At 68.8% G+C, this 19,411-nt stretch carries 18 protein-coding genes and 1 pseudogene; 9 read left to right on the plus strand and 10 right to left on the minus strand.

The annotated features are described in order from the left end of the window. Positions 1-375: 375 nt before the first annotated feature. Together ABEB03_RS36885 and ABEB03_RS36890 are read right to left on the minus strand one after the other, a co-directional pair. On the minus strand, positions 376-855 hold the full coding sequence (locus ABEB03_RS36885) for a MarR family winged helix-turn-helix transcriptional regulator (protein WP_345657353.1): 480 nt from the start codon (positions 853-855) through the stop codon (positions 376-378). A gap of 896 nt (positions 856-1,751) precedes the next feature. Beyond that, entirely contained in the window at positions 1,752-2,405 is a 654-nt protein-coding gene (locus ABEB03_RS36890) for a hypothetical protein (protein WP_345657279.1), read from the minus strand. 533 nt (positions 2,406-2,938) lie between these two features. On the opposite strand from ABEB03_RS36890, the gene ABEB03_RS36895 reads away from it, so the two are divergent. From ABEB03_RS36895 to ABEB03_RS36905, 3 genes are all read left to right on the plus strand, one after another. Beyond that, on the plus strand, positions 2,939-3,736 hold the full coding sequence (locus tag ABEB03_RS36895) for a hypothetical protein (RefSeq protein WP_345657280.1): 798 nt from the start codon (positions 2,939-2,941) through the stop codon (positions 3,734-3,736). Positions 3,737-3,756: 20 nt separating this feature from the next. Then, on the plus strand, positions 3,757-3,972 hold the full coding sequence (locus tag ABEB03_RS36900) for a hypothetical protein (RefSeq protein ID WP_345657281.1): 216 nt from the start codon (positions 3,757-3,759) through the stop codon (positions 3,970-3,972). A gap of 122 nt (positions 3,973-4,094) precedes the next feature. Beyond that, positions 4,095-4,445: a hypothetical protein gene (locus ABEB03_RS36905; protein ID WP_345657282.1), complete on the plus strand. Its 351-nt coding sequence runs from the start codon at positions 4,095-4,097 to the stop codon at positions 4,443-4,445. A gap of 128 nt (positions 4,446-4,573) precedes the next feature. Here ABEB03_RS36905 and ABEB03_RS36910 read toward each other — a convergent pair whose 3' ends face one another. Together ABEB03_RS36910 and ABEB03_RS36915 are read right to left on the minus strand one after the other, a co-directional pair. Next, positions 4,574-4,927 carry a hypothetical protein gene (locus tag ABEB03_RS36910; RefSeq protein WP_345657283.1) on the minus strand — a complete coding sequence of 118 codons (354 nt, stop codon included), beginning with the start codon at positions 4,925-4,927 and terminating at the stop codon, positions 4,574-4,576. A gap of 1,010 nt (positions 4,928-5,937) precedes the next feature. Further along, positions 5,938-6,132, minus strand: a pseudogene (locus tag ABEB03_RS36915) (cold-shock protein); the annotation flags it as partial. 659 nt (positions 6,133-6,791) lie between these two features. Between ABEB03_RS36915 and ABEB03_RS36920 the strand changes: the two are divergent. Beyond that, positions 6,792-7,664 carry a hypothetical protein gene (locus tag ABEB03_RS36920; protein WP_345657284.1) on the plus strand — a complete coding sequence of 291 codons (873 nt, stop codon included), beginning with the start codon at positions 6,792-6,794 and terminating at the stop codon, positions 7,662-7,664. Positions 7,665-8,222: 558 nt separating this feature from the next. Here ABEB03_RS36920 and ABEB03_RS36925 read toward each other — a convergent pair. Continuing rightward, positions 8,223-8,717: a DUF6415 family natural product biosynthesis protein gene (locus ABEB03_RS36925; RefSeq protein ID WP_345657285.1), complete on the minus strand. Its 495-nt coding sequence runs from the start codon at positions 8,715-8,717 to the stop codon at positions 8,223-8,225. Positions 8,718-9,093: 376 nt separating this feature from the next. Between ABEB03_RS36925 and ABEB03_RS36930 the strand changes: the two genes are divergently transcribed. Then, positions 9,094-10,317, plus strand: coding sequence for a helix-turn-helix transcriptional regulator (locus tag ABEB03_RS36930; protein ID WP_345657354.1), 1,224 nt, complete (start codon positions 9,094-9,096; stop codon positions 10,315-10,317). Here ABEB03_RS36930 and ABEB03_RS36935 read toward each other — a convergent pair. From ABEB03_RS36935 to ABEB03_RS36955, 5 genes are all read right to left on the minus strand, one after another. Further along, on the minus strand, positions 10,298-10,960 hold the full coding sequence (locus tag ABEB03_RS36935; protein ID WP_345657355.1) for an HAD family hydrolase: 663 nt from the start codon (positions 10,958-10,960) through the stop codon (positions 10,298-10,300). The two genes, ABEB03_RS36930 and ABEB03_RS36935, sit on opposite strands and share 20 nt — an antisense overlap. A gap of 69 nt (positions 10,961-11,029) precedes the next feature. Then, complete coding sequence (locus ABEB03_RS36940; RefSeq protein WP_345657359.1) at positions 11,030-11,254, minus strand: hypothetical protein; 225 nt, start codon at positions 11,252-11,254, stop codon at positions 11,030-11,032. Positions 11,255-11,292: 38 nt separating this feature from the next. Next, complete coding sequence (locus tag ABEB03_RS36945) at positions 11,293-11,601, minus strand: hypothetical protein (protein WP_345657286.1); 309 nt, start codon at positions 11,599-11,601, stop codon at positions 11,293-11,295. 452 nt (positions 11,602-12,053) lie between these two features. Further along, positions 12,054-12,983, minus strand: coding sequence for a metallophosphoesterase family protein (locus tag ABEB03_RS36950; RefSeq protein ID WP_345657287.1), 930 nt, complete (start codon positions 12,981-12,983; stop codon positions 12,054-12,056). Between the two features lie 71 nt (positions 12,984-13,054). Next, positions 13,055-13,615, minus strand: a complete 561-nt coding sequence (locus tag ABEB03_RS36955; protein ID WP_345657288.1) for a plastocyanin/azurin family copper-binding protein — start codon at positions 13,613-13,615, stop codon at positions 13,055-13,057. Between the two features lie 778 nt (positions 13,616-14,393). On the opposite strand from ABEB03_RS36955, the gene ABEB03_RS36960 reads away from it, so the two are divergent. From ABEB03_RS36960 to ABEB03_RS36975, 4 genes are all read left to right on the plus strand, one after another. Further along, on the plus strand, positions 14,394-14,996 hold the full coding sequence (locus tag ABEB03_RS36960; protein ID WP_345657289.1) for a sigma-70 family RNA polymerase sigma factor: 603 nt from the start codon (positions 14,394-14,396) through the stop codon (positions 14,994-14,996). Between the two features lie 25 nt (positions 14,997-15,021). Then, positions 15,022-15,819 (plus strand): anti-sigma factor family protein, encoded by a 798-nt coding sequence (locus ABEB03_RS36965; protein WP_345657290.1) that lies wholly within the window; start codon positions 15,022-15,024, stop codon positions 15,817-15,819. A 935-nt stretch (positions 15,820-16,754) separates the two neighbouring features. Next, complete coding sequence (locus ABEB03_RS36970) at positions 16,755-17,183, plus strand: ATP-binding protein (RefSeq protein WP_345657292.1); 429 nt, start codon at positions 16,755-16,757, stop codon at positions 17,181-17,183. A 7-nt stretch (positions 17,184-17,190) separates the two neighbouring features. Further along, positions 17,191-17,496 (plus strand): HAD family hydrolase, encoded by a 306-nt coding sequence (locus tag ABEB03_RS36975; protein WP_345657293.1) that lies wholly within the window; start codon positions 17,191-17,193, stop codon positions 17,494-17,496. Positions 17,497-19,411: the final 1,915 nt, after the last annotated feature.

Here is a 19,411-nt window from a genome sequence, read left to right on the forward strand (position 1 = left end):
TTGTGCTGAGCCGCGGGCAGGGTGGCTGCCGAGGCGGTGCCGGTGACGGCGACGCCGGTCATGGTCACGGTGGCGGCTGCGAGAGCGACGCGGGTCATCAGCTTCTTCATGGTTCTGTCTCCTTGCTTCGCCCGCTCTGTGGTGCGGGCGGTGAACGATCGACGCGTCGGGCCGAGGGGCTCGTGGCCGGTACGGCCGACCAACGTCATGCATTGACGCTAACAGATCGTTGAGTGGCGTCAATGAATGAGCGGGTGTGACTGTCGACTCACCGAAACGAAGCTGCCCGGGCTGCCGCAGATCCCCGCAAGGGGGTGGGCACGGCAAAGGGCCACGGGAATGCCCGTGGCCCCGAGTTGCCTGGTGGCGGGTCGGTCAGGTGCAGACGGAGTCGCTCTTGGACGTCCTGACCCGGACGAGGAGGTTGCTCAGGGTCGAGAGCTCCTCGGGGGTGAAGTCGGCGAAGAGCTCCTTCTCCACGGCGGTGATGGCGTCCTGGGCCTCGTCCAGGACGCGGCTGCCCTCGTCGGTGAGCGCCACGATGTGGCGGCGCCGGTCGGCCGGATCACGCCGGCGCTCGACGAGGTGGGTGTTCTCGAGGTCGTTGAGGATCCCGCACAGAATGCTGGGATCCACCTCCAGGACCTCGGCCATGCCCTTCTGGCTCAGGTGTCCCGACTTGCCCAGCAGGACCAGCGTCGCGCCCTGGCGGGGGGTCAGTCCGCACAGCTTGAAGGCGTGCTCAATCCGGGTGAAGGCGATGGCGCCGTGCCGGGCGAGCAGGAAGCCGAGCCGGTCGAGGGGTTCTGCCTCGACGTGGTCGGCCTCGAGGGTGTCGGTCAGGTCCGCACTCATGGTCACCCCACTTACCGTATCAGTCCGTAAACCGTTACTCGATTATGATCATTTATTTCTTTCAATGATAGCGGAGAATCAATGATGGGGGAGGGTTCGGCGCGAACCCGCTTCCCCACCGCAGTCCAGTGCAAGACCGTCCGCGCGGTGGCCTACGCGGTCGCCGGCCACCGCTGTACCCGGCCGCCCGGACTGGACTGCCGTTCGGGCCGCTCGCCGGCTGAGCCGCTTGATTCGGCTGCGGTACCGCGGCGGGCAGGGCGCCTGGGTTGCCGGTGCCGCGTGGGCCCGGGTCCGCTGTAGAGGCCGACGAGCGTGGTGGGTGTTGTCTGGGAGTGGTTGAAGCGGGCGAGGTGGCGCAGGATGCAGCGCTCGGTGGAGCGGTGGCGGGCGGTGCCGTCGCTGATGCGCAGGATGGAGCAGGTCGCGGGCGCCGTCTTGTATGTCCTTGGCGATCTCGGCGCAGAACTCATCGCCGACCGACTGCCGCAGACGGGGAGGCAGGGCCGGCCCGGGGTGCGAGCCGCGTTTGCGTCGCGGCCTCGGCCAGGTCGGAACTGGCAGCAGGCGGCACGGTGAGGGCTTCGTGCTGGCGGCGCAGGGGGGCCGCCTGACGGGGCCGCCGGAGTACTTCCCTGGATTGCGGAGGTCAGTGGCGTGCCAGTCGCTGTGCCTGTCGCGTCGCTGGCGGCAGTGGTCCTTGGCTCTGGGCGACGCGGTCAGTGCGGCGAAGGCACAGAGACACCAGCGTGGTTGAGGCGGTCGTTCTTCACACGTCGGCGGTCAGGTGGCGGGCCGTGGTGATCAGGCCGTGTCACCTTCGTTGTGCAGGATGCGTGTTGAGTGATTGTTGCTCTGTCGTGGTGGGAGTTTGTCTGGACGCCCTGACGCTCTGGCTATGGAGTCTTGCTGTACCGGGCGAGGGCGGTGCCCAGCAGCTTCCTTGCTTGGGGCAGAAGGTCTGAGGTGTTCGGCAGGGAGTGTCGGACGACCTGCACCGTGAGCAGCCAGGAGTCTTCTGTGTAGACGACGGTCTCCAGGTTCAAAGTGTCGTTGGCTGTGAGCATGGCACCAGTGGGCGGTCCGAGGCTCTCTACCTTCAGCGCCCGGTCCCCGGCGGCGGTCGTCCGTGGCTCATACAACGACTGAAACTCGGAAGAGGTGGGGGTGTGCGCCGTGTCCTGGTCTACGGCGACCTCGACGAGGTCGTCCCCGTGCCTGAAGTCGCAGTGATTGACGTGCCCGTAGCCGCTGACGTCCTTTTGGAACCGGGATGCTTTGTCCGGACTGCTGCCCAGGAGCGATTGCACGTCCGCCTGCTTCACGAGCGCGCACGGGTTGACGGCGGCTGGGTCCGCCGGCCACTCGTACTGTTTCTGCGGGGTGGGCGTCGTGCGGTGTGCCGGGCTCGCGGCCTTGGCACCCGCCTCATCTCGGTTCGTCCGGTCGTGGGTTTCGCTGGCGCAGGCCGCCAGCAGTGCAGCCGCGCCCGCCGCGGCCACCAGGGCGCGGATGTTTCTGCGCAGGATCGGCCACGACGCTCTACTCACGGCTACCCCCCCCGTTCCCGCCACGTCCGTTGTAGCACCCGGGCCCGGGGGCGTCAGGCGTTCGGCCTCACATCTCTCGAGCCCTGGTCGCGAGTGCTGCTGGTGGCGTCGTCCGACCGTCATTGCCTTCCCCCTGGGCGCTGTTGTCCTGGCCGTGATCACCAATCGGACGGGCACGCCCGATCAACTGGCCGACCCATCAAAGAGACACGCACTACGGGTTGTGGGCTGACCATGCATGCTTCCGACACCGGCGGTCGTGAACCAGGGAGCCCGTCATCATGGTGGTAAGAGGCGAACCGCCCGACCCAGATGAGAAGCCACGGCCGTTCTCTCAATGCCTCATGACCCTGATGTCTGCCTCGCCGAGCCACGCACTTTCGTCGTCGCTGCTGCCGAGGTTGTGGCGGCCAGCCTCCCAAGGCGGCCTTGGGAGGAAGACATGGACAGGAAAGTCTCCAAGATTTATTGCCGGTGACCCCAAAGCCCGGGACCGAGAGGTGAACGTCCCACTTCGCTAAGGGAGCAACGCTGTGTTCGACGCCTACACGATCCCGGAGCCCACCGACCCGGTCGGAGACTTCGGCCTCGAAATCAACGTCACCAAGGACGGAGTCCAGGCAGTCGACAGGCTCGCCCGCCCACCGATGCACGGAACCCGATTTCCCCGGCCAGAGCTCGTCGAAGCACTGCTCTGCCGCGGGAGCACGCACTGGCCGAACGAGACCATCGATACCTTCGGCTGCAAGGTACTGACGGTTCCTCGCAGCACACGGTGGCGCGAAGCCGTCTCCACGGCCCTGGACGGCGATTGGTGCGCCCCCCTTGTGCAGACCGGTTACCTGCCCTCCACTGCCCTCGGAGCCCTACGGGCAGAAGCCCGGACCCTGCACCGGCAGCTGGTACCGCTGTGGCGCCGCCGAACCCGCCATGGCCGACTCCTCTCCCTGGATGCCGCACTGGGCGACGGGCTTTCACTGCACGACCTGGTCGCCGCCGACGTCGACCTACTGCACAGGGAGCCGGACGGAGTCTACGAGGACGAGCGGCTCAACGCAGTCCTGCGTGCTCTGAGGCCGACCGAGCGGCAGGTTGTGTTCGCCTACGCCGAGGGCGAGGGCACCACCTGGACGGAGGCTGCGGCCGCCGTCGGTGCCACCGACCCGAACGCGTTTGGTGAACGTGTCCGCCGCAAGACGAAACGCCTCGCGGCTGAACAAGTCCGCCGAACCATTCAACAACGCAACAGGCACCGCGGCCCTGCGCCGGCCGTACCTGCCCCCACCGCCACGGCGGGTACGCACAGGGCGACGGGGGAGTGCCCGGAGTGACGGTGAGGGGGTATTCGACAATGATTTTGGAACTCGGCCTGATGGTGGCGATCGTCACCAAAACCGACGACGGCATTCGACTGGGGCACGACGGGCCGGAGGGCCTGTATGTCAACTTCGCGGACCGGTCCTCGCAGCCCGACTTGGTGAAAGCGATGTCGGGCGGCGTCTGGGCAGCTCGCCATGCCGGACGGCGTAGGAGACGCCGGTCTGCTGGGGATGAAGCCCTTTGCTGACGTCACCCGTGACGTCCTCGCGCTGCCGCTCAGCGTGCGATGGGCAGAGGCAACGGCGACAGAGCTTCTGGGGGACTGGTGAGACCCGCTGCTTCGCACTGGGCGCCTGTCTCCACCATGCCTTGGGCGCTTTGCGGGCGAAGGCCCGCACGCTGCACCGGCAGCTTGTGCCGGTGTGGCGGCGGCGCACGCGCCACGGCCGCGTGCTGTCCCTGGACGCCCAGCTGGGCGAGGAGCTGTCGCTGTACGACCTGATCGCCGCCGACGTCGACCTGCTCGCCCACACCACGGGCGGAGTTTTCGAGGACGAGGGTCTCAACACCGTGCTGCGAGGCCTGAATCCGGCCGAGCGGGAAGTCGTGTTCGCCTACGCCGAAGGCGACAGGGGCGCGACCTCCCGTACGAGACCAGGCAGCACTGCAGGCCACCACCCTGATCACCCCGACCACCCCCGCTGCGCACGGAAACCGTGAGGGCCCGAGCCGGGCAGGCGGCTCGGGCCCTCAAGACCGCGCAACTGCCGGGGGATGCTGTGCGCGCCGCCCCTTCAACGACGCCCGCGGCGGAGGGACACGCCGTACCGTCCAACCGGGGGCTGCCTTCACCGCCTACGTCGCGCAGATGCGGGCCGCTTGCCGGTGACGAAGATCGCGGCGGTCGAGACCATCCCGGCTCCGGCGAACGATGCTCCCGCGACGGGTTCCCCCACATCCGCGTAATGCCAGGCGACAACGACCATCGCGATCACCGTCCCGAAGCCGAGCAGCACGCTGACCACCTGGCGTGCCATCTCGATCCTGGCGATGCGGTGCCGGTGCAACTGCTCGTTGTTCACGAGCTGGATGATGCCTTTGGCGGTCTCGGGCGCCGCCTGCTCCCACTGGGCGGCGCGTTCCCAAGGAGCCATGGATTCGTAGACACCGATCCGGGCGGCGGCGGTCTCGTCCGTGGTCACAGCTCTGCCCCACTGGCCGGTGTCGCGGGCGGTGGCCCCATGCGCAGGAGCACCTTGTCCAGGTCGCGCTCCACCGCTTCCCAGTCCGTTTCCACTGTCTGCTCAGGGCCGGGGCCGTCGTCCCGCAACGGCTCCAGGCCCAGGACATGACCGAGCCAGCGCCTGAACGTGGCAATGGGCCGCCGTCCTTCCGCATGAGTAGGTGGCGTGGGCGTCGTGACGTCGGGTGGAGGATCACGATCCGGGAGTCGACGGAGCACGTCCTCCAGCGCGCTCGCGCGGCCGCGTTCGTCGGCGATGGCGCCCGCGGCCAACACGGCGTCGTGCAGCACTGAAGGGCGGTGTGTCTCAGGGGCTTTGTCGTGGAGCTGGAGCAGCATGCTGAAGCGGCTCGCGGGATCGTGGACGGTGCCCGCCGCGGCAGCGATGTCGTCGTAGAGGTCACCCCGTGGGACCGCCGGCATGACGGGCTTGGGCCGGTACTGCCCCGGCTGATGGGTCTGTTGACCGCGAACGGGAAGGGCGACGCCTTCGCCTGCCGTGGCCTGGACAGCGACGTGCAGCCAGTCGCCGTCCCCGACTCCCTGTTCGCCCAGCGACAGTTCGGGATCGAGCCGTCTCACTATGCCCTCGGGCCCGACATGGTCCACGACAGCAGGCCTGTCGGAGGGGGTGGAGTCGGTCGTTATGAGGTCCGCGATGCGTCCGACAGCCAGATCGGCCGAAAGATCGTTGATCTGGAGGACCAAGCCATCCGGCAGCCTGACGTACAGGTCGTGCAGCAGCCGTCCGGGCGCTTCGGACGGGACGCCGAGTTCGGTGTGTTCGAGCACGGTGGGGGAGCCACCTGCCGGATCCTGGACGTCGGATGGCCTGGATGCCGACTCGGCTGCACCAGCGCGGCGGCCGCCCAGGGATTCATCAGCGGATAACGGACGCCCCCGACGTGCATCACGCCCTGCCGGGCGGGATCGCGGCTCCAGTCTGGACGTCGTCGCCATGGAATCCACGAGGGCCAGCGACCGTGCCTGCGGCCCCTTCTGGCCTTGCGAGATCTCGAACTCAACCCGCTGGCCTTCCTCCAGGGCGGAGAAGCCCTCCATCTGAATCGCGCTGTAGTGCACGAAGACGTCGGGGCCGTCGTCGACGGCGATGAAGCCGAAGCCCTTTTCGGCGTTGAACCACTTGACCGTGCCGGTCGGCATCCAAGAGCCCCCTCCCCAGCTCGGATCTGTGCCGTGCATGCCCGGAAAGCTGGCACCGCAACCGCAGGCGGCCGCCTCCGCGAGCCGGGTCGTCGCCCCTGCGAACGACATCTCGTCGATCGGGGCGATGCGAAGCGGAGTGCCCAGGCGGGATTCCTGACCGCGGCGATCGTAGGACCGGCCCCGCGCGCGCACCGCAACGCTGCCGGCCCGGCCCCTGCACCGGGCGGCAGAGAGCAGGAACACATACAAGATCACCAGCCGTGCGTGACGATGACGACCCCGTGAGCCCGAGTGGCCGTACCGCAGACAGACTGTCGGGGCGCCCCGTTCGGCTGCACGGGCCGTTCCGTCGACCCCCATACCGGGTGCCTGCGACACCTCACCGACCAGCAGCTCGACGCCTATCGGGCCTCCCTGACCGCCGGCAGCGCAGTGGACCACCGCGGCACCACGCTGGACCAGCCGCTCCTGGAACAGCTCCTCCATGCACTGCGCGATCCGACCGCCGAGTTGGGTCTTCGGCAGGCCGCGCGGCTGCGGCTGGATTTCGGTCCTGCCGGGGTGGTCTGTCTGATTGTCCGCGGGCGGTGGTCGTTTTTTGGGGATGTTGGAGCTGTGGGGGGTTGGGGAGTGTCTGCGCAGGGGGAGGGGGATGCATGGCTGATGATCCAGAGCGTCGGGTGGTGCGGTTGCGGCTGGCGCGGCGGCGCACTGCGCCGGTGCGGGTGAGGGCGCGGGTTCGGGAGGAGGATGAGTCACCCGAGCCCGACGCGTCCGCGGACGCGGACCCGGAGCCGGACGCGGACGCGGATTTTGATTCGGGGGAGTCTTCGAGGCTGCGCAGGGGTTGGCTTCGGCTGCGAAGGGCCAAGTGGGCGCACATCATCACGGTCGTTGGTACGGCGCTTGGCGCTCTGGCGGCGGTGGGAGGCTTGTGGGCTCAGGCAGTTGCGACGTACTGGAGTCAGCAGGCCGCGAAGGATCAGCTTCAGCAGTCGCGAGAGGACGGTGAGAGAGAGAAGCGTGCGCAGGCGACGGCTGTGTCGTATTGGCCCGAGTACGACGGAGACCATTGGAAGCTGCATGTCCAGAACCGTTCTGCTGACCCAGCGCCGAACTTGCAGTTGGCGTTCGTCCACGTAGTGGTGGTGCGACGGTTCGCGGTTCCGCCGGGGCCCACTCGCATCTTGAATCCGGAGCCGGTCGTGTTCTTGCTGAATACACATCGACTTGGGCCGTGCACGGAACTCATCTACTCGTCGAAGCAGATTGAGAAGGATATTTTCCCTAAAGGAGATCTGGAGAACCAGCCTTCGTGGATATTTCAGCGATCCACGCGGTTCATCTATGTCATAGGTGCGGAGTTCTCTGATCGCGACGGTCAGTTCTGGTTGCGTACGCCCACGAAGCTTGAACTCTCGACGAGGCGCGGGATACCGATACCTGTGCGATATCGGCAGGACGCTGTGGGTGGTCTGGTGGACGAGCCGGAGGTGAAGAAGGTGGCACTGTGCGGGGACGGAGCCTGAGCCGGGGTCTGCTGCTGAAGACCTCGGTGCAGTGACAGGGTCCGGGAATGGGTGGTGGTCGATGGCACGGATTGTCGCGGGGGACAGCCTCGGGCAGCGGGGCGGGGTATCGGCCACCCGGGCTGCTGCATCGACGTTCCCGGACCAGCGGGCCACGGTGAGCCGAGTCCTCACCCGCAGGCGGGCGTTGGGACCCGCATGCGCACTCGCTGTGAGCCTGGTGCCCCACGTGTACCGAGGCTCATCGTCCAGTTGCGCGGCCAGGACAGGCACGGCGCCTCGGACCTGCTGCTCCTCGTCCTGTTGAGGTGGGAGGGCCACGGTCGTGCCGACAGGGTGCCCGTCGCCTAAGAACTCGTCGGGAGTGCCATCGGGGGGAACAGCCTTGCGTTTTGCTGCCGGGTTCACGGGAGAATCCCTGGTTCCTGTGCTCGGTTGTGCGCTTTCAAGTGGGGACCATTCAGCCGACGTCATCCAGGACACTGGCTGGACGGGAATGGGGGGCGAACGTGCCCCTGTTGCCTGTGTGAGGCCCGTGCGCCAGGGGCGGCCGTCCGGTCAACGGCGGGGGCGTGGCGCGTTGACGCAGTCGCTGTGCACGCGGCCGGTGAGTCCTCCGCCGGAGTTGCTCACCTGGTCGTAGGAGACGGCGCCGTCGGTGGTGTGGATCTCGCGGTCGCAGGCAAGGCACATCGCCTGCCCGGTGAGAGCGGCATAGTGATCGCACAGCGCGATCAGGGAACGAGCAAGCCTGCGCGCGTGTGCCGCGTCCCGGCCCGGGCCCGTGCCTGGCTGTGCGCGCAGTTTGCCCCGTGCTTCACCGACGCAGGCGAGAGCGCAGTACCGCGGCACATCGTCGCGGGGCAAGCCGGCGGCTGCTCGCTCGACCTCCGGGGCGAGGACCTCCATGTATGTGCGCAGCTGCAGGATCAGTTCGGCCGGGCTTTCGATACCGAGGGGGAGCTGTCCGCGCAGGGTGCCGGCGGCAGCCCGACGCATTGCGGTGATGTCGACAGCCTGTACGGCTCCCTCAGATGGAAGCAGTTCACTCACCGCTCCTCCCGCAACCGGTTCAAGGAGTCGCCGTAAGACACCAGTTGCACGTCCACCTTGGGCTCAGGTCCGTCATCGCCCCGTCGCAAGCCGTACTGCAGGGCACGGCGGATGGCATCCCGCCTCTGGCCGGATCCTCGGAGGCGGCGTCCTGCGCTGATCGGTAAGCGTGTCGGCGGCATCGTGTCCCCTTGGCATCGGTCGTGGAGTGATCAGGCGCCTACAAGAATGGGCCCTTGAAACCCTGTCAGCCGAGGACTTCAAGAGGTCTTCTTATGGACGCTAAGAGGACTTCTGTTGGCTTTTCCGGGTGATGTATGGCAAACATCAGGGCCTAAGTGTCACTGTTGGTAGCAGTCGATGCGGAGGTGTGGAAGTGGTACGGACCGCGGGTAACATCCGCCTCAAGTCCGCCCGGCTCGCAGCCGGTTACAACTCGCAACAGGCGCTTGCAGACGCGCTCGGCGTGGGCGTCAGGCAAGTACGGCGCTGGGAATCCGAGGCGCCCCCGTCGCCACAGCCCGAGGTGGCACAGACACTCATGCGCCTTCTCGGCCAGGATCTCGAATCACTCGGCTTCACACCGGCCGGCGGAGCATCCGACCGCGGACGGCGCAGCGTGCTCCCGGCTACCGCCGCCGTCGGCCTGTCCACCGTTCCCACGCAGGCTGCTGGTGCGATGCAACCGCCCAGCGTGGCCGAGGACTTCGAGGCGGTCACCCGCTCGCACCGGCGCCTGTACTGGTCCGTCGCTCCATCCACGCTGCACCCCTCGGCGCTCGCGCACGCCACACTCGGCTGTGCCCTCATGTCTGAGACGGTCGGCCAGACCAGGGCCCGCACCGCTGCCGCGCTCGCCGAGACATGGCTCCTCGCCGGGCGGATCGAGTTCTTCGACCTGCGGGAGGCAGACCGTGCCCAACAGACGCTGCTTCGCGCACTCCAGGCCGCGGGGGAGGCCGACGATGCGCTGCTCGGATCGGCGATTCTTGCCCATACGGCGTTCATCCCCGGATGGGCAGGGGACCGCGAGGCAGCTCTTGAGCGGATGGTCGCCGCCCGTACCTATGCGCGCCGTGGCCCGGCGTCGGCGCCGATGCTGGCATGGCTGGACGCGGTCGAGGCCGAATGCGAGACCCGGTGCGGCCAGACACGGACGGCACTGCATCTGATCGGACACGCGGAAGACTTGCTTGCAGCAGGCAGCGAGCACGGGACGCCACCGTGGTTCGACTGGTTCAGCAGTGTGCGACTCGCTGCGTTCAAGGGCAACACTCAGTTGACGGCGGGCCACCTGCCACAGGCTCGGGCAACTCTCCTCGGTGTGCTCGACGCCCTCGATGCGAGCGAGGAGAAGCAGTCCACCGTCCTCCTCGGCGATCTCGCCGCCATCGAGGCCAAGGCCGGTGACCCGGACGCCGCGTGCGGGTACGCGGTCCGTGCCCTCGATCAGCTTGAGCGGACCTGGTACGCCATGGGCATGGACCGCGTGCGAGAAGTGCGGCGGGCGCTGGCACCACACCAGCACGAGCGGTGTGTGCGCGAGCTCGACGACCGGCTGTACGGATGGTCGACGACGGTCAGTGCTCTCGCTCGTTGAACTGTGCAATAAGCGGTGACAGTTCGATGAGGCTCTCGATCCTGAACGTGGGGAGCTTCTCCGCTTCCTCGCTGGCCCACTGGATCGTGGCCCACGGGCCGCGGCGCACGAGCGCGGTGGGCATCCCAGCGGCGACTGCCGGGCGCAGGTCGTTGTCGACGCGGTCCCCGACATACAGGATCTCCTCGACGCCGAAGGGCACCGCCTGCGCCACCCGGTCGAAGAACTGACGGTCCGGCTTGCTCGCGCCCCAGTCGTCAGAGGTACCGATCAGATCCACCTCCGATGCGAACAGCTCGCGCAGGATCCGGCCGGCCCGAACCGTCTGGTTCCCCGCGATGCCCAGCCACAGGCCGTCCGCCCGCAGCTGGGCGAGCGCCGGACGCACGTCCGGGTACAGATCGTCCTCACCGAACGTCTCAGCCTTTCCCACCTTGGCCCGCCGCTCCCGCTCCTTGTAGAGGTCAAAGCCTGGCCTGAATTCCTGGAAGACGTCCCGGTAGTCCCGCCCCTGGGCGATGACAGCACCGAACATGGCATGGAAGGTATGACGGGGCACTCCGAGCCAGTCGGCCCATGCGCCGTACTCAGTGCTCTCATCGACCAGACACTCGCCGACGTCGAAGACCACTGCACGAATCATCATGGCGGGCAGGCTACCCAAGACACTGATCACCGCACCGATGCAGGCCCGCAGTCCGTGACTCGCAGCTCAGTGCCGCCTGTGCTGCGTCAGGTTGGTCCGGGCGGTGTTGCGGATGCGTGTGGTGCGACCGCCGTCGGCGAGGATTTCAAGGGCGGTAGTGTTCGAGGCTGTTTCGGCGAGGGGGACGCCGTAGCGGGCGAGGCGCAGGGGCATCAGGGATTCGACGGGTGCCTTGCGGCGCCAGGCGCGGCCGAAGCGGGAAGCCGTCCCAGCCGAACAGGGCACCGTCATGGTCGGTGATGCAGGCCTCGCCCGCGGAGCCCGGGCGATCAGCGCGGGAAGAGAGTCACGACGATGCTGCCGAGGGCTTCGCCGAGGCCTACCAGGCCTGGCTTGCCAGCTTCCGCACCGCGCCCACCGCCGCAGAATGCGGCCGCTGACTCAGCGACGAGTTCGGTATCTCCACCACGGCGAGCGGACCGCTCGCCGGGCTTGCTGACTTCCTGTGCCGGCAGGGGTTGGGTTGCTGCGACGAACCGGTACGGCCCTTCGCTGCGGGCGGAGACGTTGGCCGGCTTGGCCATCAGGGCACTACGGGTGTCCGTGTCGGGGATCTCGTCGAGTCCGTCGACCAGCACTTCAGTCGGCTGGTGTGCGGGTGGTGGCCCGGTTTTGGTTGGGGGGCCTGAGGGGTGGTCGGGCGGTGCGGTGTTGTCTGATCAGGGTCATCTGCCAGATCGCGAGGAGCAGCACCGTGCCGGTTTCGGCGAGGAGGCTGAGGAGGGCTTGTGGGGCAGGTTGCAGACCGTGCTCGGCGATTCCGAACACGCCTACGGTGCGCGAGGCGGTGAAGTCGCCGAGGGCGCCGAGCGCGATGCCTGCCGCGGCGGCCGTCAGTAGCAGGGGTGGTGTCCCCGTCAGCAGCAGGGTGGCGAGGGCGAAGGAAGCGGCGGCCTGGAGGAGGAACGGGGGGCCGATGATGTGGACGAAGCGGTACTCGTCGACGTAGAGCTGGGCGTGGATGTATTCGCCGGTGGCGAGGGTTGCGGCGGTCGCCGGCCGCAGGGCGGGGCGAGGAGTCTTCGGGCGTTCATGCCAGCCTCTGATCCGTGATGGCCAGTTCGCGGTCGCCTTGGCGGTAGCCGACGCTGCGGATGCCGAGTGCGCCTTTGAGCTGCCGGGCGGGGACGACCTGCGGGGTGGGGGCGGGGGCACGGCCCGGTTTGGGCAGGGGGTAGGCGGTGGTGGTGGCGGAGTGGAAGGTGATGTTGCCCTCTGTCTTGGTGAACAGCTGGTGGACGTGCCCGTTGAGGCAGGTGACGGAGGAAAAACGGCGCAGGAGGGCGATGACCTTGAGGGCGTCGTCGGTGCTCCAGCCCCACTGCGGATACATGGCGAACAGCGGGATGTGGCTGAAGACCACGATGGGGGTGTCCGACGACAGTGGGGCGATGTCCTTGCGAACGAAGTCGATCTGGTCGCCTCCGAGGTGGCCGAGCTTTTCCAGGCTCAGGGTGTTGACCAGGGCGATGAAGTGCACGCCGTGGGTGTCGAAGCTGTACCAGCCGTCGCCGAGCGTGCCCATGCCGAAGGTCCGCCGGTAGGCACGGCCCGCATCGCCGATGGAGTCGTGCTCGCCGGGGACGGTGAAGACTCGGTCCGTCTTCATTGCGGCCATCATCTGCTTGACCTGGTCGAACTGCCCGGGTGTGGACAGGTGGGTGAGGTCCCCGCTGTGCATGACGAAGTCCGGTCTGAATCCGAGTGAGTTGACCTGGTTGATCGCTTCGGTGAAGGAGCCGGCCACGTCCATGTTCGCCGGGCCCTGGAACCCGATATGGCTGTCGGAGACCTGCACGAACCGCAGCGCGCCGCTTCCCGCTGCGCCGGCCTGGGCGGTGGTTTCGGCATGGGTGTCCCGGGAGTCCGCGATGTGGCTGATCACCTCTCCGCTGGCCACGGTCAGCACCACCGCGCCGCCGAACCACCCTGCGTGCCGCAGCAGTTGACGCCTCGTCATGCCGTGTTCCGTAGGGGGCCGACCGGTGTCGTCGGCCGGTGCTGCGTCGTGACTGTCGTAGCAGTCGGTCATCAGGTCACCTCCACAGTGGCGGTCATGAACGGATGGATGGTGCAGAGGTAGGCGTAGGTGCCCGGCTTGGTGAACGTGTAGCGGTAGGTGGCATGGAGGGCCAGGGCGGCGGAATGCAGCGGGCCGCCCGATTTGGCACTGGTGACGGTGTGAGCGTCCGTGTCCTGATTGGTCCAGGTCACCGTCGTGCCCGCTTTGACCTTCAGCGTGGCCGGGGAGAATGCGAAGTTCCTGATCGCTACGGCGTTCTCGGCCACCGCGGAGGCCGGCGCGCCGGTGGCCGAGGGACTCATGGGCATGCTCATGCTGGGCATCGGCGAGGCGCCCGGAGCGGAGCCCGCCGTGTTCCCCGGCCCTGTGGCACCGGGCATCCCGGCCGTCCGGTGCTGACCCGGACCGGGTGTGATGACGGCGGCTGCGGTGGACGAGGAATGCGAGGAGGGGCCGGATGAGCTGACGAGGCCCAGCGCGCCGGCGGTGGCGGCGGTGGCGACGGTGGCGACGGCCAGCCCGGCCGTGGCCCGTGATCGCCGGCCGGCGGTACGAAAGTTCAGGTACATGGTTGTCCGTTCCTCACTGATCAGGCGGAGGCGGGGACTGCGCCGGGCAGGCGTAGGCAACCGCAGGGATGTGTGGTGGATGCCGTGTTCATGGCCGCAGGCCCCTCGCGGCCCCGGCGAACGGGCAGTGATACTGCATGCCGGCCGCTCGCCTCGACGTGCCCCGCGCTGCGCATCCGCCCTTGCGTGCCGCGAAGGTGCAGGCGGCGTACGGCAGTTCCCCATGCGGGGGAGGGGGCGCGAGTGACTCGTCCAAGGCCAGGCTGTGCCCGTACGGGTCGTGCGCACCCTGGGCCGGGTGGAGTTCTGCCCTGGTGGTTGCGCGGCTCTCGGCCGCTGTACACGTCGAGCGCTGCGCAGAGCGGTCGCCGTGGTGTGCGCTGGGCACGGGCCGGGGCTGCGCGGTGGCGCCGGCTTCGATGCGCGGGGGTGGGGCGAGCGTGGCCGGCGCCAGGAGCGCGTGCGTCGCGTGGTGTATCTCCGTCACCTCTGATCCGTCCTTTGTCGCGTGGGGAATCGATGCGCAAGTGCGCGTAGGTTGGCTCTCGTCTGGCTCCACGGGCGACAGGGCCCCCACGGTTCGACCTATATGCACTTTTTATGGGAGTTCTTGGCATCGCCCCCGGATCGCCCCGTCTCCCCCGGGCGCCGAGCGCGCACGATCCTGGCGGTGCCGTGAGGCCTGGCACGGAGTGCCGCCCGCGGCGCTCGCGGAGCGTCACCCGCATCGCGCCGTGCGTTAGAGGACAAAGCAGTACATATGCGCGATGATCGTCTTATGTCCTGGAGTCCCCGAAAACGTGGTCCAAGGACCGATCCGGATCGCTCCGCGCACCGTGTCTCTGGTAAAGGGACCCTTTCGACCGCGGATGAGGAGCTGCTGCGGACCCTTTACGCCGAGCACGCAGGGCCCCTGTTCCACTACGTGCTGCGACTGACCTCAGGAGATCGGCAATGGGCGGAGGATGTGGTGCAGGAGACGCTGCTGAGAGCGTGGCAGCATCCCGCCGCGTTCGACCCCGCACGCGGCCCGGCCCGGGCATGGCTGTGTACGGTCGCCCGGCATCTGGTCATCGACGCCCACCGGGCCCGGCAGGCCAGGCCGGCCGAGGTCGGCGGCGACGTGCTGGAGCGAGCCGCCGAGCAGACACCGGGCGAGGACGAGATCGAGCAGGCACTGCAGAGCTGGGCGGTTGCCGACGCCGTCCGGACACTGTCCCCGGACCACCGCGCGGTGCTGCTGGAGACCTACTACAGGGGCCGGACCATGGTGGAGGCCGCACAGGTGCTGGGCATCCCGCTGGGCACCGTGAAGTCACGCACGTACTACGCCCTCCACGCCCTGCGACTGGCGCTGCAGGAACGGGGAATCGAGCCATGACCGCGGCGTGCAGGAGGTGGCGACCATGAGTGCGGAGCACGACGCCCTCAGGCTGGCGCTGGGAGGATACGTCCTGGGGACGCTGCCCTCGGCGGAAATGGAACAGGTGCGCGTCCACCTCGCAAAATGCGATGAGTGCCGAGCCGAACACTCCCGGCTGGCGGGACTGCCCGCATTGCTGGCGACGGTGACCGCTGCCGAAGTCGCGGGCCGGACGGCGCCGACGGCGGACGGGGACCTGGCCGACCGGCTGGTGGCACGGGCAGCCGAGAGCGCGCAAGGCTCCTCGCCCCCACGGCCCGCCGTGCCTGTGGTACCGCAGGCACCACAGGCATCACGGGCCGGTGTGCTGGAGAGGCTGCTGCAGCAGGCCGCGGCCCGGCGCCGAAGGACCTGGCGTCTGCAACTGGCCGGTGCCGCCGCCTCCCTGACGTTCATCGCGGCAGCGGTCGGCGGCACATGGCTGGCGGCTGTCGGAACCGTGGGCAGTCAGGCGACGCCGCCCGGGCCGACCGCGCCGACCGCCTGGCGCACCTTCTCCGGAAGCGACCCCACCACCGGCGTCTCCGCCTCGGTGAAGGTCTCCCCCTCTGTCTGGGGCAGTGTCCTGCAGGTCTCCGCCAAGGGCGCGCCCGCTGGAATCACCTGCCGGCTGCAGGCGGTCGGGCCCGGCGGCGCCAGGACGGACGTCGCCACCTGGCGGGCAGGCGAGTACCCTCCCGGCACCACGATCCCAGGGGCGGTTGCCATGTCCCCGGGAGCCATCGAGCACTTTGAGATCCACGCAGGCGACGGTCAGAAGCTGGTCACCATCCGGGCGTAAGGCGTAACCGGCCGACGTCACCACGCCGTACGGCTCCGGGATCCGCGAGACCGCCCGACAAGAGCGCCCGGCAGACGAGGGCGGCGGCCCCGGAGGCCGACACCGGCGCCTCTGCGGCCGAGGGGCTGATCGACACCCCGTCCGCGCAGACGGCGGCTGGTCGCAGCGGCTGCCACCGGCCGGAAGGGCACCATCGCGGCCGGGCTGATCGAGGTGAAGGCCGTCCGGGTGTACGACCAGCGGTTCGAGGGGCGGGGGCAAGGGGCCATCCGCGCGATCCGGCCGCTGTGGAACCGCACGTCCCCGGGCCGGTCGAGTGCTGCGGCTGCTTCGTTAGAACAGCCTGTCATCAGGGGACCGGGTCGGCGCCGGGGCAGTTCTGCGGCTCGGTCGCGGGGCTGCCGCTCCCATCACGCGGCCTCGGCAGTGTCAGGCCGGCCACCCGGCGCCGGGATCCCTCGGGCGCCGACTGCGGACATGGGCGGGCGCGGCCATGCGGGGGCCGACGGTATCCACCTCAGCCTCCGCCTGGAGGAGCCCCAAGCCGGCGCCCAGGTCCTTATCGCGGCGCGCCGACGGTTTTGGGAGCTGGTCACCCTCGCCGCCGGCTCCCATGAACCGGCCTGTTCCTCAGCCGACTTGATGCGTGAGTGCGCCGACGATCGGGCGAGGGGACCGAGCTGCCGGCGCCCTGCCCGGCCGAGTACGGCATCGATCGAGCTCTGGCAGAGGCGAGTGGGCTGAGCCCGGCCGTCGGTATCGACGTGAGCCGAAAAAAGTCGGGCAAAAGGTGTGAATAACTCGAACCGTTCGGTATCCGTCGCCCGTGGAACTGAATGAGCGCGCCCACGCAGGATCCGGCCCACCAACCTCCCCGAGGTTGTTCGCGGCCCCCCGTTCCGGCCTCCGCACCTCCACAGAAGAGACAGAAGACCATGTTTGTGACCGATTCCCTCCGCCCGAGTTCACTGCTCGGCCAGTCCTGCCGCCACCAGGCGCTGCTCACCCTGCCCGCGCAGGAGGCGCACGTCTCCGCCGCCCGCCACTTCGCGGCCGATCTGCTGGAGACCTGGAACGTGCCCGCAAGCGAGCGGGACTCCGCCGTGCTCATCGTCGACGAACTCGCCGCCAACGCGGCCCAGTACGGGCGCGAGCGCATGACCCTGCTGCTCGTCCTCGACCACGGCACTCTGCACATCGTGGTCACTGACTCCGGCATGGCCGTGGAGCGCCGTCGCCCCGACATCGCCCCCGACGAACACGGCCGCGGCACCACCATCGTCCAGTACCTCGCCCAGTCGACCGAGGTCCACCAGACGCGCAGCGGCCGCGAAGTCCGCGCCTGCCTGAGGTGTTCGGCATGAGTGGAGCGTGGCGGAAGAATCCGGTGGGCAACCCGTCGAGCAGCCCGTCTTGCTGAAAGAAGGCGCCTACGCGGAAGACGGGGAGACACGGCCGGAACTCCTGCGCGCCGCCCTGACGCGCGCCGGCGCAGACCCGAAGAGCGTGGTCTTCATCGGGGACACGCCGGCCGATGTCGCTGGCGGTCTGGAGACAGGCGTTCGGGTGGTCGCCGTCGCGACGGGCCGCACCGCGGCCGACGAACTGCGGGACGCCGACGATGTACTGGCAGACCTGTCAGAAACAGACCGCGTGCTTGAGGCCCTCGGCACCTGACACCCAACACGAGCTGCTTGTTCCGCGGCCGGGCAACCATCGCTCCCTGAGGGGAATACCGCGCGCCCGGCCGGTGTCGGGGGCGATGGCACGGCCGCAGCCGGCGGTGCACGGCGGGGCACAATTCGATGGTGCGGTCCGTCTTCCGCCCGGCCGGCGCCTGACCCCGCGTGGAAGGCAGATGCGCACCGGGACGATCCGGTATGCGCAGGCTGCGCAGTGCGGCGGGTGCAGCCGGCTTCAGCCGGTGCGCAAGAGCCGTGCCGTTGTGCATGCTTCGGCCTGGTGAGATGCGCAATGCCGTGACCAGCAGTGGTGGGGGTCTTGGTGGTTGTGGTCCGGGGGGTGGTGGGGGCCGTGGTCCGGGGGGTGGTGGGGGCTGTGGTGCGTCGCGGCGCGCGCGATGGAGTCGGCTACACGAAGAGCGCGGTGCCTGGGCCACCCCTCGGAGCAGGGGTGTTGCAGCCCTGGCCACCAGCCGTACCACGAGCCGGACCACAGGCCGGACCATGCAGGTCACAGCATTGCGCAGGTCGCGGCATGGGCGATTCTGCAGGGCTTGAACCTGCGCAATGGGTTCTCTGGGCCCCACACCACTCACCGACCACGCCAAGGCTGCACGGCACCGGTGCCTGCACCGGCCGGGACCGGACCATGGTGGATGCGGCCCGAACCGCGATCCTTTGAGAGGCCCGACCACAGCAGGTCACAGCGGTGCGCAGCCGGGCTGGGGGAGGGGGACCATGCGGTCAGTCAGACGTTTGCGCACTGATCGCTGTCTGCCGCCAAAACCCACTGAGCAGACCTGCGCACCATCCCCTGACCAGGAGCGACCAGGGCGACCATGATGGATCGCAGGAGTGCGCAGGTGGTGGTTGGGCTGGCGGATAGAGGCTGGTCGCAGCCGACTGCGCATGCGCGCCCTGGGCTCATTGCGCATACCCATCGGGAAGTCTGTGGCTGTGCGCAATGGCGCGGGGATGCGCAGGGGGACCCAGTGGTCGGCTGCGCATGATGCGCAGTCAGCTCTCGCCGGTTGCGCAGGTTTCGGCCGGGTGGCTGCGCAATCCTGTGACCTGCTGCGGTGGGGGGGTGTGGTCGGGGCTCGGCCACCCGTGGTGCGGGTACACCAGGCTGTGGTCCGGTCCACCGATTGAGGCTGAGTTCCCTGGCAAAGGCCGTGGTCCGGTCCACCGGTTGAGGCTGAGTTTTCTGGCAGCCTTGAAGCGTCGACGCGGGAATGCGGGCTGTGGTCCGAGTGCCGCCGGCGCTCGGACCATCGCCGTGGGCGGAGCCGAGGCTGTCATCGGGCCGGCCCCCACCATTTTGTGCAGGGGGTGAGCGGTGGCCGTCCGGCGACCGCGCCGTCGTAGGCCGGCCAACCAGGCGTGGCGGCTGCCGGTTGCTCAACTTGGGCCACGGCGCAGTCATTTGTTCCCTGAACTGGGTGGCGAACCAGGCCAGGGTCCGCCCGGCCTGCGGCAGCGCGATCCGGTCTACCAGGCAGGCCCTCCTTCCGCGCCACGGCCGGCCTGCGCCGGGTGGGCTGGGTGCGCGTCTTGGGTGCGGTCACGGTATGCGTCTGCCCTGTCGTTGCCATCGCGCCCCGCCCCAGCCGGTGCCTGCTCCGCGCTGTCTGCATCGGCTGTCACCACGTTGGCCTTCCCATACGGGCAGGCCGGCCGGCACCCCCGAACTGTTCTGTCGGTCACCAGGCCGGACGGGCTCGCACAGCGGTAACCCGGCTCCGGACCGGGCCGGTACTCCCGCCGTAAACCCCTCCCACATCCCCGCCGGCATCTGTTCGCCCTCACCAGGCGTCCGTCCGCATGTCTGCAGCTCACCAGGCCTTCTCCGGGTGGCCGCGGTGCCCGACATCCCCCTCAGCACACCCCCGCACCCTGCTCCAGAAAGA

It is taken from the genome of Streptomyces siamensis, from assembly GCF_039543605.1.
Taxonomy (GTDB): Bacteria; Actinomycetota; Actinomycetes; order Streptomycetales; family Streptomycetaceae; genus Streptomyces; species Streptomyces siamensis.